General features: G+C 42.3%; 13 protein-coding genes. 7 read left to right on the top strand and 6 right to left on the bottom strand.

Going from position 1 to position 14,165, the window contains the following annotated elements:
• Positions 1 to 4: 4 nt before the first annotated feature.
• A complete protein-coding gene (locus tag ACTWPM_RS01855) occupies positions 5 to 1,021 on the top strand; it encodes a nuclease-related domain-containing protein (RefSeq protein WP_443131367.1) in 1,017 nt (338 codons plus the stop codon).
• 189 nt (positions 1,022 to 1,210) lie between these two features.
• On the opposite strand, the gene ACTWPM_RS01850 is transcribed toward ACTWPM_RS01855, so the two are convergent.
• Positions 1,211 to 2,395 carry a M20 metallopeptidase family protein gene (locus tag ACTWPM_RS01850; protein WP_443131366.1) on the bottom strand — a complete coding sequence of 395 codons (1,185 nt, stop codon included), beginning with the start codon at positions 2,393 to 2,395 and terminating at the stop codon, positions 1,211 to 1,213.
• A gap of 774 nt (positions 2,396 to 3,169) precedes the next feature.
• Between ACTWPM_RS01850 and ACTWPM_RS01845 the strand changes: the two genes are divergently transcribed.
• From ACTWPM_RS01845 to ACTWPM_RS01830, 4 genes are all read left to right on the top strand, one after another.
• Positions 3,170 to 3,709 carry a 3-dehydroquinate synthase II gene (locus ACTWPM_RS01845; RefSeq protein ID WP_443131365.1) on the top strand — a complete coding sequence of 180 codons (540 nt, stop codon included), beginning with the start codon at positions 3,170 to 3,172 and terminating at the stop codon, positions 3,707 to 3,709.
• Between the two features lie 480 nt (positions 3,710 to 4,189).
• The gene (locus ACTWPM_RS01840) at positions 4,190 to 4,612 is read left to right on the top strand and encodes a CBS domain-containing protein (RefSeq protein WP_443131364.1); all 423 of its coding nucleotides are present in this window, start codon (positions 4,190 to 4,192) and stop codon (positions 4,610 to 4,612) included.
• Between the two features lie 143 nt (positions 4,613 to 4,755).
• A complete protein-coding gene (locus tag ACTWPM_RS01835) occupies positions 4,756 to 5,157 on the top strand; it encodes a glucose starvation-inducible protein B (RefSeq protein ID WP_443131363.1) in 402 nt (133 codons plus the stop codon).
• Between the two features lie 78 nt (positions 5,158 to 5,235).
• Complete coding sequence (locus ACTWPM_RS01830; protein ID WP_443131362.1) at positions 5,236 to 5,418, top strand: YjzC family protein; 183 nt, start codon at positions 5,236 to 5,238, stop codon at positions 5,416 to 5,418.
• Between the two features lie 131 nt (positions 5,419 to 5,549).
• Here ACTWPM_RS01830 and ACTWPM_RS01825 read toward each other — a convergent pair whose 3' ends face one another.
• Entirely contained in the window at positions 5,550 to 6,470 is a 921-nt protein-coding gene (locus tag ACTWPM_RS01825) for a DMT family transporter (RefSeq protein WP_443131361.1), read from the bottom strand.
• Positions 6,471 to 6,731: 261 nt separating this feature from the next.
• Between ACTWPM_RS01825 and ACTWPM_RS01820 the strand changes: the two genes are divergently transcribed.
• Positions 6,732 to 7,076 carry a hypothetical protein gene (locus ACTWPM_RS01820; RefSeq protein WP_443131360.1) on the top strand — a complete coding sequence of 115 codons (345 nt, stop codon included), beginning with the start codon at positions 6,732 to 6,734 and terminating at the stop codon, positions 7,074 to 7,076.
• 66 nt (positions 7,077 to 7,142) lie between these two features.
• Here ACTWPM_RS01820 and ACTWPM_RS01815 read toward each other — a convergent pair whose 3' ends face one another.
• From ACTWPM_RS01815 to ACTWPM_RS01800, 4 genes are all read right to left on the bottom strand, one after another.
• Positions 7,143 to 8,834, bottom strand: coding sequence for a M4 family metallopeptidase (locus ACTWPM_RS01815; protein ID WP_443131359.1), 1,692 nt, complete (start codon positions 8,832 to 8,834; stop codon positions 7,143 to 7,145).
• A gap of 328 nt (positions 8,835 to 9,162) precedes the next feature.
• Complete coding sequence (locus ACTWPM_RS01810; RefSeq protein ID WP_443131358.1) at positions 9,163 to 10,521, bottom strand: GntP family permease; 1,359 nt, start codon at positions 10,519 to 10,521, stop codon at positions 9,163 to 9,165.
• An 18-nt stretch (positions 10,522 to 10,539) separates the two neighbouring features.
• On the bottom strand, positions 10,540 to 11,667 hold the full coding sequence (locus tag ACTWPM_RS01805) for a glycerate kinase (protein ID WP_443131601.1): 1,128 nt from the start codon (positions 11,665 to 11,667) through the stop codon (positions 10,540 to 10,542).
• Between the two features lie 119 nt (positions 11,668 to 11,786).
• Positions 11,787 to 12,839, bottom strand: coding sequence for a CdaR family transcriptional regulator (locus ACTWPM_RS01800; protein ID WP_443131357.1), 1,053 nt, complete (start codon positions 12,837 to 12,839; stop codon positions 11,787 to 11,789).
• 379 nt (positions 12,840 to 13,218) lie between these two features.
• Between ACTWPM_RS01800 and glaH the strand changes: the two genes are divergently transcribed.
• Positions 13,219 to 14,154 carry a glutarate dioxygenase GlaH gene (gene glaH / locus ACTWPM_RS01795; RefSeq protein WP_443131356.1) on the top strand — a complete coding sequence of 312 codons (936 nt, stop codon included), beginning with the start codon at positions 13,219 to 13,221 and terminating at the stop codon, positions 14,152 to 14,154.
• Positions 14,155 to 14,165 lie beyond the last annotated feature (11 nt).

Genomic DNA, 14,165 nt, shown 5'->3' with positions numbered 1-14,165 from the left:
ATAGATGGATTTAATAGAGATAGACTTATTATTGAAGAAGGAAGTGAAACTATTGAATCGTAAAAAAAGAAGCGTGCCTCTAATATTAAGACAGGAAGAAGCTCTTTACCGCCGGCTGCCAGATCAATATGAGAAAAGAAGAAATATAGAGCACTCTATTCAGAAGAGGTGGGCGGGTTACCGCGGGGAACTTGCGCTTGATTACTTTCTTGATTTTCTCCCCAAAACCACTTTTCATATATTCGAAGATCTTCGTCTCTTTGCATGCGGCAAAACCTTTCAGCTCGATACCCTACTTTTAACCCCTCACGCAGGCTTCATTATAGAAGTCAAAAATATCTCCGGAACGATTATATACGAAGGAAAGTCTCAGCCATTTCGCCGCATTTCACAAGGCAAAGAAGAGCGCCTTCCGAACCCCGTTGCGCAAGTGAACCGCCAAAAACTCCAGCTGGAGCATTGGTTTCAAGCACGCGGTATCCACGATTATCCGATTATTCCTCATGTCGCCATCAGCAACCCCTCTACTACTATGGATCTACAAGCAGATCCAACCGTACCCATTACTCATCTGGAAGAAACGATAGAGAGAATTCAAGAGGTTCATTCTTTTTATAAAAAGAGAAGAAGTTTTAACTCTGGCAGTATTTCGGAGAAACTTATAGAAGGGCATCGTCCCTATTATTCTAATATTCTCGGTGCTTTCTCGATCCCTTTTTCCTATATCGAGACGGGAGTTCAATGTCCTAAGTGCCAACGTTATGCTATGGCTAGAGTTAGAAGGTTATGGGAATGTCCATTTTGTAAAAGTCGTTCAAGTGAAGCACATTATCAAGCGATAGCAGACTATTTCCTATTTTTTGGTCAATCTATGACTAATAAAGATTGTCGCGAATTTTTACATGTTCCCTCACGCTATATGATGGGAAAACTATTAAATAGGACAAACCTTGAGGGGGAAGGAGAAACAAAAGGAAGAACTTATCAGATGCCGACTAATATAGAGGAATGGTTAAATTAATCATAAATAACTGGAGACCTGATCAGTTTACACAAAGCCCAAACAAGAGAGCGCACGGCCCAATCGGGAGAGCGCACGGCCCAATCAGGCGAGGGCACGGCCCAATCGAGGGAGGAACATGCCCCTCCAAATAGATTTCAATTTAAATAAGAAAGCTTGCAGAGATCTCATCTCTGCAAGCTTTCCCCGTTATTTATACTTCCCTAAATCCTCTGTCATCGAAAGCGCCCACTGCGTCAAAGTCGCCGAACCATAAGGAAGTGCCTCCTCATCGAGATTAAACTGAGGATGATGAAGCGGGTGAACGGCTTCTTTTTCTTCATTTCTAACTCCAAGACGGAAGAAAATTGCTGGAATCTCTTCAGCGTAAAAGGAAAAGTCTTCTCCACCCATTGAAGGTGGGATGACAGAGAATTTGCCTGGACCGAATACATCGTTCACGGCTTGTTCTACCGAAGGAAGTAAATCTTCGTCATTCACAAGGGGTGGATAGAAATATTGGTAGTGGAACCGGTAATCCATACCAAAGCCTCGGGTAATTCCTTTAATGATACTTTCCATTTTAGCTTCAATTGAATCACGCACTTCTGGATCCAGTGTGCGGACGGTGCCGCCAATCGAAACTCTTGGAGCAATCGCATTGTTTGCCGAGCCACCGTGGATCTGGCCGACGGTAAGGACCGTTGGAGACAACGGATTTACCTGGCGGCTGACAACCTGCTGCAGGGAACTGATTACTTCCGCAGCTACACTAATAGGATCAGTTGCTTTATGAGGCTGGGCTGCGTGCCCGCCTTTTCCGATGATTTCTAGATCAAAAAAATCAGCGGCTGCACAGGCTTCTTTTTGGGCGCAGGTTACTTGACCTGTAAGGTAATCCGGATTTACATGGAGTCCGGCCATCACATCGATCTTCGGATTCTGAAGGACTCCATCTTCAATCATCGTTCGAGCTCCAAACAGAGCTTCCTCCGCCGGCTGAAAAATAAGCTTGATCTTCCCTCGTTTGGGAGGGTTGTCTTTTAATAGCTTTGCTGCGCCTAGCAGCATAGTGGTGTGCCCGTCGTGTCCGCATAAATGGGCTTTTCCTGGCGTATTAGAGGCATAGCTTATCGTTTTTTCATCCTGGATGGGAAGAGCATCCATGTCGGCTCTTAACCCAACCGTGGGTCCAGGGTTTCCAGAGTCGATCAAAGCGACGACCCCGGTTTTCGCTATTACGTAAGGTTCATAACCAGATTCTTTCAGTTTTTCCTGAACAAATCGGGAGGTATTATATTCTTCATACCCTGTCTCAGGGTTTTGATGTAAATATTGTCGCCACTGGGTCAAACTCGCTTGCATGGATTGCGCTTGTTCCAACAACGTTGTCATTAAATCACCTCTGTTCTTTTTATTAACCATGACACACCCGAACCTTCAAGGACAACTATTTATTCGAATATTCCATCTTCGAGACGACTGTAAGGTTCTGATATACTTTATTTATTGGCTCTGTTAAACTTCCGTGTTGATCTTAAGGATAAGCTCCCGTTTGCGTAAAACTCAGTTTCGAGATAATTCGGGTCCATTACCAAAAAAAGGATGAGGCGGCTACGGAAACAACTCGCTTTCCTGCGGGGGAACTGGCAAGCCTCCTCAGTCGTTACCACTCCTTGTGGGGTCTCGCCTCGCTCCTTCTCCCGCGGGAGTCTCGTCGTTTCCTCCGCCACACCAACGATATCTAGTGAACGGACCCTGCTATAGAAGACAGGAGCGAAGCTTTATCTGCCTCAAATGCTTCTATAACAGGGTTCCTACACGTAAACAAACAGTAAAAATCAAGGTGGATTATAGATGATCCTTGTTCATGGGAAGGTGTTTATGCAGAGAACTTCGAGCTCTCAATGATCGCAAAGGGGCGGAAGGGAACGGCGAAGACTCCTGCGGGATGAACATGATCGGCGAGATCCCGGAAGGCGAAGCCTGAGGAAGCTCACCACATGCCCGCGGAAAGCGAGTCGTTCCCTGGAGCCCCTATCCCTACAAAATATCTCAAAACTGAGTCTTACAGTATACGGCCCTATTGTGTAATAAGCCTCTTATGAATAATCAACAATAAACTTTAACAGAGCATATTTATTAAGAAAAGGGAGGTCCAATCAATCGATGAATAGCAAAAATGAATATATAGAAGTAACTAAAATTGAGGAAATCGGCGAAGGCATGAGAGTCTGCCTGGATTTTATTGACGTCCTCGACCCGGAGGACGGGCTCTATGTAGGAAATACAGGACACGGATACATGAAAGTACTATCCGAAAACCGCGATTCGGAAGGGTATCCAGCGCGTCCATTTCGTATTAACTGCGGCGCATTTCATCAATACTTATATCAAAAGGAAAAAACGTATTACTTACATGAACTGAACCCTGGAGAAAGCTTGTTTTTGTCTGGAAAAGAGGACCGGGAACTACCTCTTGGACGCGTGAAGGTAGAGAAGCGTCCGTTTCTAAGGATTGAATGTCAAACGGAAGAAGGGACGATCTCAGCTACGCTGCAAAAGTCCTCGAGTGTTTATGTGATGGAAGAGGAGGAAGGAGAACTTCCTATACTCAGTCTCGAAGTTGGACATCGCCTTCTCGGGATTAAGGATCAGCCTGGCAGGCATTTAGGGGCGCAAGTGGATGAGGTCATATGGGAGAAATAAAGAGGCAATGCTTCCGCAAATCAGAGTGGAAGCATTGTTTTTTTATTCACCTTAGAGCACTAAACTTCTTAATTGTGAATGCTGTGCAGCTTTATTGATTTCTAGTTTCGTTGTTACTTAATAAGAAACGAACGATAGCCACGAAGGTGAATAAGAAAACATACCCTAAAACGGTGATCATCTTCTGACTCTCCTTTCAATATTTTTTGTATAAAAACAGCGATTGAAATTTGGCTGGTCATCGTAACAAACCCTGCGGCGATCATCACCGTTTACTATTTTTATATAATGTATTACTTTTCCTTTTAAATGAAATCATAAACCACTTTCTTCTCTATCAGACTAAAATCTGACAAAAGTAATAACCTCTCCGCCGTTTCATAAGACGAAGGTAGGAAATATGAGAAACTCCGTTTAAAATTACCATTAAAAGTAAAACGAACTAATGTAAAGCAAATAAACAAGAAAGGTGGATGAAGGATGACAGCACTAAAAGAGTATATGAATACGCAACTCATGACTTGCGAGGCCTCCGATAACTTGTCGGAAGTGGCAAAATGTATGAGAGAAGAAGACGTTGGGTTTGTTCCAATAGTCGAAGGTGGGAAATATGCAGGCGTTGTTACAGACCGTGATATCGTCGTGAAAGGTTTGGCTAAGGGCTCGCCTGATCATGTAAAAGCTTCGGATATTATGACGGAGAAAATCATTACAGGTTCTTCAGACATGGAAATAGCTGAAGCTGCTCGTTTAATGCAGGATCATCAGATTCGCCGTCTGCTTGTTGTTGATCAGGATGCCATCAGTGGTGTCGTGAGCATAGGAGATATAGGAAAACAGGGCTCTGATGAAATAGCTGGAAACATTGTGAGTGAAACAGCGAAAGGCTTAAGCAACAATTAAAAGAAGAAATAATGGTACGGTAAGTATAAATTCCTCAAATCCAATAAGTTATATTAAAAAAATATTACAAGTAAATATTTGGGTTTGAACTCCATGTGATTGGTGGTAAATATTTATATCTTATTCAAAGGAGGTCAAATAAAATGGCTAAGAACAATAATCAAAATCAAAATCAAACGATGAGTCGAGAAGAAGCTGGTCGTAAAGGCGGAGAGAAGACAAGTCGCAAATATGATCAAGAACACTTCGAGAATATTGGTCAAAAAGGCGGCGAAACCACTAGTCAGGAATACAGCCAAAAGCATTTTGAAGATATTGGCCAAAAAGGCGGAGAGACCACCAGCGAAGAGTACAATCAAAAACACTTTGAAGAAATAGGTAAGAAAGGCGGCGAAACAACCGCTCAAGAACACGATCAGGAATTTTATGAAGAAATCGGCCAAAAAGGCGGCGAAACGACAAGTGATAAGTACGGAGAAAAACACTTTGAGAAGATTGGTAAAAAAGGCGGCCGCAACTCAGGTAATGGTTCTAGCAATAACTAAGAGTTGCAGCCTATCACTAAATAAAGCTGGTAACTTTATTAAATGATTCACTAAAATTATAACGGAGGTGCCTTAAAAATGGCAAACAAACAGTTTAAAACAGGTGAAAAAGCACCAGAATCCGGTAACTATAAAGTAGATAAACTTGTAAGTGGAAACAATAAATCCAGTGACAATACTGAGATCAGCTTGAATGAAGGCGATCAGTTCCCGCCTTCCCCATCTGAGAATGAAGCAGCCTATTGGGTGAAGTCATCCTAATAGCTTTCCGAAACTCCCCCCGCCCTTATAAGGCGGGGGAGTTTTTGCGGGCAATAATGATATTAATTTTCATAAGCAAGTCTTTCATTATCTGAGCAGATAATGAAAGACTTGCTTTTCTGTATATTTAACTATCTTACTTTTTTTATATATTCAGAGGAAGTCAGGTTACGTTTTGGTTTAGGTTTCCAAGTAACGATAAAAATCCCACACATAATTAGAAAGAACCCAATAAAGAATTGGAAAGATAAGGATTCATCTAATAATAGCCAGCCTAATACTGCTCCGGTAAGCGGCTGGAAAAAGTAAAATAAAGAACCGACACCCGCTTCCATCAATTCCATCCCTTTGTTCCAGAAATAAAAACCTCCAGCCGTGGAAACTATTCCTAGATAGAGTATGCCGGAAATAACGGTTAAGTTAGGAATGGAAAAGGAGGAATATTGCAGTTCTCCTATCATAAAAGGTATAGTCATTATCATTCCGAAGAGGATGCCATACGCTGTAATTTCCAGTGATGAAAATTTGGAAGAAGCTTTTTTTACGTAAATAGATAGCAAAGCCCAGCAAACCGCTGCCATAAAAAGAATGAAACTGCCCAGAAGATAATCATTCATTTGAGTGTTCCATTCAATTACAGTCACTACGCCGACTGTGGCGAGGATCAGAGAGGCTGCTTTCCGATAAGTAATTTCTTCTTTTAAAAGTATTCTAGCAAAAACCACAATAAATACAGGGGTGGTAGCTGTGATTAACGCCCCAGTATGAGCATTGGATAGTTCCACTCCAATGAACTGGAATGAAATCGTGACTAAATAACCGATGAAACCAATCCAGATAAGCAACATCCAATCCTTATTTGTTTTGGCTGCAGAAGGTTTTTCCCTTACTTTTATAATAGAAAAAAGCAAGAGACAGCCTATTAAATACCGGATACACATAAGCATGAATGGGGGAATGAATTCCAGCACATATTTGCTGGCTACAAACATCCCGCCCCATATGCTAGCGGCTAAAGCTAAACAGATTGCTCCCAGAACTTGCTGTTTCATTTTATCCTCCTACGTTATATAAATATATTAATATAGCAATTAACGCTATCCGGTTTTCAAGAATGATAAACATAAAACCTTTAAATTAGTTAATTTTAATGATTTCATTTCAATAAACCGGGCGTGTTAAATTATATTGTAAAATTAATATGAGAGTCGTAGACCGGAAGAGGATTTAAAACTATAGGCTGCTGAGCTCAGCTATTTTTCGTCTAATTCTGTAGCTTAGTAAAGTGTTTTGTAGATAGAAGTGAAATGAAAATGTCATATGATATAATGAAAGAAACGAAAAATAAGGGATGGAGTAAGATGACTATTAAAACTAAACGGGATATTGAAGAGTTGTTGTCGTCTTTTTGTGATTTCGCGCAGTACGATGAGAAGGGTGCTAAGCACTATCTGGTGTTTTCGGACAAGGAACGGAGCGGAGACTGGACACTGATGGTTTATCGTGACGGTTTGATCACGGCGCACGGGCGAGGCCTCGATTATTGTGATGAAGGTGAGCGTGTGTTGAAGCGCGAAGAAGCGGGTAAGTTTGTCTGGAAAAATCGGAAAGCTATTAATGCCGTAATTCGAGAGAAACGTAAGGTTACAACTTCATAAGCTTGATGCACAAAGAAAGGCAGAGGTTCTATAAACCTCTGCCTTTCTTCATTTTTTATTCATTTATTATTCGGTAATTCCTACCTGATTCAATCCATCTTCTGTGGCCTTGGCTTCTGCACTATTATCACCGTATAGATCAACAGCTGACTGAATCAAGGATTCTCTCGCATGACTGAAGTCAGAATCTGGAGTCAGATAAACCGTCAGTGCACGATAATAAATCTGCCCTAGTTTATCTTTGCCAATCTGTTCGCCTGTTAGATAGGCTGCATGGTTAATGATGGAAGAGTTGATATGGACACCGCCATTATCCAGATCTAAAGGAAGATCATAGTACTCGTCCATATGGGAAGGATACTTTCCGTCTCCATCTCCATATGACGTATATTTTTCGCCAACTGAATATTTACTAGGGTTGCTCAGACTGCGAAGGGAGGTACGGCCCGACTCTCTAGCGTCTTCTGCCATAATGTCTTCCCCGATTTCCCAGTCCTCCTCATCTACTAAAGCACCAAATATATCCGAGAAGGCTTCATTAAGCGCCCCGGATTGGAAACGATATTTCAAACCAGCGGAGTAAGTCGTAACCCCGTGTGCCATTTCGTGCGCTGCTACATCGAGACCAGCTGATAGAGGTACGAAAAATTCGCCATCACCATCTCCGTAGGTCATTTGCTCACCATTCCAGAAGGCATTATTATAATCCTGGCCAAAATGAACCGAGGACTTGATGGCCATGCCTTCTCCATCAATAGAGTTACGATCATGCTCTTCCAGGTAGTACTCGTAAACTTGTTCAGAATTGTAATGCGCATCTACAGCCGGCCTGTCATAAGCATCTTTAAATGAAGCGTTTGGCGAGCTGAAAAGAACTCCAGGGAAATTTATATCACTATCCCCCCATTGATTTTTCATATCGTAGGTGTAAATTCCTTCAAGGTCTTCATGAGAGTTATCAAACAGGTAAAAGTTTGTGCCCTTTTGAACTGATTTGTCGTTTTTATGAGTGATGTGAAGCTGGCGTTGATCACCCAGTACACCGATTCCAGACCCCTTAGATGATTTATAATCCTGTGCGTGCATGATCTTGTTATATTGATCAATGACTTCGCCAGAATTCGCATCGACATAAACCGACCAGTTCCCAGGCTTATCGCCCAGGAAATTCACATTTACTTTGTAAGCTAAATGATTTTCATCTTGAAACGAATAATAGACAAGCTCTGCTTTAGGTGATTCTACCAGCTGATCTGGAGCCTTAACTGATTTTTTAGCGAGTTTTATACTTTCCGAGGTGGATAGAGAAGCTTTGGAAGGCAGGCCTTCCTTTTCAATCGATTCGTTGAATTGTCCACTAACCGATTGCACACGATTATCATTGCTGTAATGCACGGTAACTTCATGACCTTCCACTGGTATATTGTTCTTTTTCTGCTGAAGCTTCACGTGTGTCATACCCAATTCATCTTTCGTGACTTTAGCGGATTCCAGACTTTCCTCGGGTTTATCCATATTGAATTTTGCTTTATTTTTATTTAGAAAATCCTTCGCAGCTTTGCCATCTGCTGACTTTTGTTTTTCTGCCTGCATTTCTTTAACGAAGAAAGGTTTTCCTTTACCTTCACTATGTACTTTCTTCTGAACAACCTCTGTATTGGCATTTGGACTTACAGCGAGCGTTTGTGCTGGTGAAACGGTCCCCATAAATAAAGCAGATGATAAAACAGCTACTGGTATTACGTGTTTTTTCTTCATAAAATACCTCCCAGGAGTAATATAACCAATTATAGGAAATATAGGTAATCATATACAGAGTATTTTTAACTATCTTTATTTTCTGAAAATAATTGAGTGTGGTATAAAAAGACTATTATAGTGGAAAGTCATTTAACAAATATAGTATGGGTATCTAGAAAATATTGATAGTACTCATGCTAATAGAATAAATAAATTCTATTATATTTAATGAAAATAGTAGGAGGGTGAGCGATCGCGAAGTACAAATTAATTTTATTAAAAAAATAAGCCGACTGAGGATGTATCTTCAGCCAGCTTACCTTTAACTTATACCAGTATAATTAACTTATACCAGTATAAACCAGAGCATAGAAGTAACTACAATTGCTGTACCGCCCTGAAGCAGCGTACCCATTGTCTGTGCTTTATAGGCCTGAGTTATCGACATTCCACTGAATTCTTTAACCACCCAGAAATAACTATCGTTTACGTGAGAGACGACCATCGCACCAGCCCCAACAGACATTACAACAAGAGCAAGCGGCACGGCTCCTTCAATTCCCACTTGAGTGAGTAGTGGAGCAATCAGAGTAGAGGTAATAACAATGGCTGCTGTAGAAGACCCCTGGGCACTCTTTAAGGCTGCAGCAATTACAAATGGTATAAAGATAAATAGGGCGCCCACGGCCATATCGTTCCCAGCTATGCCTTTAATTAAATCTGCTACACTGGTAGAGCTTATAACTGACCCAAAAGCTCCACCTGCACCAGTGATTAATAGAATAGGAGCGGCTTCTTTAATCCCTACGCCAATCCATTCTGTCAGAGTTTCTTCATCAAATTTTGGCAGCAGCGCGAAAGCGAACAGGACACCGACAAGCAAGGCTACTACAGGAGAACCTAAGAATAGGAAAAAGGAAAAAATACTTCCTGTCCAGCCCGCAAATGTAATTACTGAACTGAAGCCGATTAATAAAATCGGTACAAGAATAGGGGCAAAGGATTTTCCGGGTGAGGGCATGTCGCCAAAACTGCTCACCACTTCATCGTAACTATACATAGACTCATCCTCATCTGATTCAATATGGATGTTAGTTCCTGCCTTAACGGCCCAGAGGTAGCCCACGAGGATTGCCGGAATGGCAACAATGATCCCAAAGAGGATAACTGTACCTAAATAGTTTTCCGCTCCAATGTTCCCGGCTGCGGCTATCGGGCCAGGCGTTGGTGGAACTAGCGTATGAGTAGCAAATAAACCAGTGGATAAGGCAATGGCCATAGAAGCGACCGTAACTTTTGTTTTATTTGCAAGCGCTTTCTTTAAAGACGATAAAATAACGTATCCTGAATCACAGAAGACGGGAATACTAACGATACTTCCAATAGCACTCATAGCCAGCTGAGGACGCTTTTCGCCCACGATACGAAGCACCACTTCTGCCATTCGAAGCGCAGCGCCGGACTTTTCCAATATGACTCCGATGATCGTCCCAAATACAATCACTAATCCTATCCCGCCCATCAGTCCGCCGAAGCCGCCATTTACAGCTTCGACTACATCAGTAAGCGGCATCCCTGAAAATATACCTATGGCGAATGCTGCCACTAATAACGAGAGGAAAGGATGAAGATTAAATTTGGCGGTAGCGACAATTACAAATAAGACACCTGCAACAATAACCAGAATTAATCCGATTCCATCCATACGTTTAATACACTCCTTTTATTTTGTGAAATTTGAAACGAGACGTGCAACTTGCTTTGTTGCTTTAAACAAATATTCTTCCGCATGATCCATACATTCTGTTAAATCTTTCGGTCCTGGAACGATCGAAAAGCATCCTGTAAAAACTTGATTTAACTTCTCGTAATCTCCATCTAAACTCCCTGATAGGAGCAGGACCGTCTTGTTGTACTGTTTCGCTGTTTCTGCTACATAGCCAGGAGCTTTTCCGTACATGGTTTGTTCGTCACTTTGTCCCTCGCCGGTCACAACAAGGTCAGCCCGCTGAATTTCTTCTGGAAGACGGATGGCTTCAGAAATGAGCCTTGCACCGGATTCCAGTGAAGCTTCTATCGATAAAAAAGCAAATCCAAGTCCGCCAGCGGCTCCAGCTCCAGGAGAATTCATGACCGATCTTCCACTTGCTTGTTCCACAAGTGTTCCGTAGTCAAATAAAGCCTGGTCATAAGCAAGCACCTGTTCTTCTGAAGCTCCTTTTTGAGGCCCATAGATATGGCTCGCTCCCTTAGCTCCTGTCAGTGGATTATCGACATCGGACGCAACCCTGATCGTTGTGGTCTTTAATCTGGAATCGATCGAAGAAAAATCAATCCTTTTGATTTGAAAAAGATCTTTTCCAAATATTCCTGTTTCTTTGCCATGGCCGTCAAACGCCTTCATTCCCAGTGCTTGAAGCATCCCCAGTCCACCATCATTCGTGGAGCTGCCGCCGATAGCGATCATCAACTCACGGTGTCCGCGATCCAGGGCATGTAAAATCGCTTCGCCGATACCGTATGTAGTGGTATAATCAGGATTTCTCTGTTGTTTAGGAACCAGTGGCAAACCCGCAATAGCCGCTCCTTCAATGACAGCTCGCTGATCCTCAAATTCGATGTACCAGCTTTCAACTTTTTCACCAAGAGGACCTGTACATGTCAAGCTCACTTTTTTGGGGTCAGAGGCTTTGGACAGAGCTTCGAGCGTCCCTTCACCGCCATCAGCCATCGGTTTCAGAATGGTTTCTGCATCAGGATCGACGGCTAGGAAAGCTTGTTCCATTATTTCAGATACTTGCACGGAAGACAGACTTCCTTTAAAAGAATCTGGCGCAAAGACTACTTTCATCATTGGTCCCTCCAATCATCAGCCTGATTCTATTGAAACGAAATTCAGGCTTGAATACAATTGATTATTTACACAAAAATTCAGAAAACTGAAAGCGGATTCTTATGCAGATGCACAAATTAAAAATGTATGAGAATTGTTTGTAAGATAACCGCATCTTTAAAATGCCTGGGATCCAAACCTACTTTTCGAGTTAATTGGTCCAGCCGGTAGATTAACGTGTTGCGGTGGATGTGGAGGACTTCAGCGGTCCGGCTCATTTTCATATCCTGTTTGAAAAACTGTGTAAGCGTGATGCGGTAAACTTGTTCCAATTGCTGGAGGCGGTTTTGATAAACTTCCGTCACCTCATGAAAAGTATCTGCATTTACATTATGCAGAAGTCTCTCCATTTGCAGATCACGACTGTAAATGGGTTCTCCCTTTGTACCACTAAGATCAATGGCTTCACAGGCTTGTTTGAAAGACTGTCTAATGCCATGTACTGAGAAACCGGGTTCACCGACTCCTATGAGTGAGTCAATGTCGTTGAAAGGAAGGGATGAGGCGTCAGGATAATGGAGAACTGCAATCACCATATTATCCTGATAGGGCAGAATAAATAGATAGTCTTCATCTAGAAACATAGTTTGCAGGGATTCAGCCAATTCAAAAGGTTCTTCTGCTTGAAAAACCAAAACCTGCCAGGTTCGATTCACATCTACTCTTAATGTGTAGGAGGCTTCTCTTACCAGTTCCTCACGATCGATCGCTTCGGTTTGCAGCAGCTGCTGCAGCCAATGATTCCATTGCCTCTCCTGATAAAAAGCCTGCCTTTGTATGTAAATTTGTTCTAGGGCAATTTCAACAGAACCTTGCGTCATTCCAGCTGCCTGTGTTACCTGTTCTGGCCGGCCTGTCAGTCCAACAACACCAGCAAGTCTTCCTCTGTGAAAGATAGGTAGGTTTGCGCCAGGCTTTACATTTGAATAATGGGTTACTTCTTCTGCTGTAATAAACTGCGGCTCTGTCGTTTCAATCACTGTTATCGCTCCGCCGTGACTTTGTCCGATACGTGTGGGATCGGTACTGGCGACTATTTTTCCCTGTGGGTTCATTAAATTAATGGGCACATCAATATATTTAGATAACCGATTTATTATTTCACGGCCTAATTGATCGGTGAGTTCCATTGTTTCCTCCTTGCAGAAGCTGATGTTATTAGTTTAATAATAACAGAGTGGAGAGGGTGAGGATTAGGAAGATTTATTCTCTTTATTACCTGGAAAAGATCAGTCACCCACTTCGTCTTTGTTGACAGAATATTGAAATATCGATAGGATAGATACTAGAAAGCAGCCTCGTAGAAAGGAATCCCCTTTCACTGTCCGGCTGCAGTGTTGACATCACAAGCGGATAACGTAACTGTAAAGCTGTCTAATCTCTACAATGCCAGAGATTAACTCGCAGTTTAGAGCCAGTTTTCTTCCTTAAAGGGAGAAAACTGGCTTTTTTGATTTTTATGGGCCCATAAAAAAGCAACACTACACTTATTATGGAGGGAAAATCATTATGTGTGCAGTAGAAATGAAAAAAGCGAGTCTTCCGTCAATAACAGGAGAAGGGTATGCCATTAAGCCGCATCCAGAGCATGATCGTTTATACCATATTGAATTTGAGAAACAGGTGATTGACCAATTTTTGCATGAGGTTCAAGACATTAGTGACGAGCAGTTGGAATATATTCCTTACCAGCGATTTATCGCAGCAAACACACTGCTGAACTTAGTCGATGAGGACTTTGGGGACACCATCCGGACTATTCTTCACGACCGCAATTCCGGAGGTTTTACAGTTGGGTTGCAGGGGCGCACGGAAGATGCCCAGGATTATGTGAAGTTTTCCACGGCATTGTCCCACCTGGCTGGGATTCCGAACTTCGATGCCATGTCGAAAAAATATTATGCTCGCTTCTCTGTGAAGCATACGGATGACAGTGATTCGTACCTCCGTCAGGCCTACCGTCGATTTACGCTTCATACGGATGGAACCTATGTAGATGAGCCAACAGACTGGCTGTTGATGATGAAGATGGAGGAAGAAAATGCAGTTGGAGGAAGCTCAAGATTGCTGCATCTTGATGAATGGGAAGAATTTGACTATTTTTACAACTCTTCAATGGCAGCCTTTCCTTTCACCTACAAGGCCCCGGCCAGTAAGAATGTGTCAGAGGATGTACAGCGTAAGCCATTTTATGAATGGAATAATCGTCCTTGCATCTGCTTTATCGATCAGTTTGTCTTTCCGGAAACGATTGCTCAGGCTCAGTATTTAAAAGAGCTCTCTCAATCCATGGAAAACTCTAAGGGAGTCATTGAACTCGAGCTTCCAGTGGGAGATTTAGTAATGCTGAATAACCGTTTCTGGCTTCACGGCAGAGCTGCATTTGAAGAGAATCCTGATTTGCATAGAGAATTGCTTCGTCAACGAGGTCATTTTGTACAGTAGTAGGAGGTAGA

The organism is Halobacillus sp. K22 (assembly GCF_052246795.1).
In the GTDB taxonomy this organism is placed as follows: Bacteria; Bacillota; Bacilli; order Bacillales; family Halobacillaceae; genus Halobacillus.
Note: the sequence above shows the minus strand (reverse complement) of the source record. Positions and strands in the feature narration are given on the sequence as shown.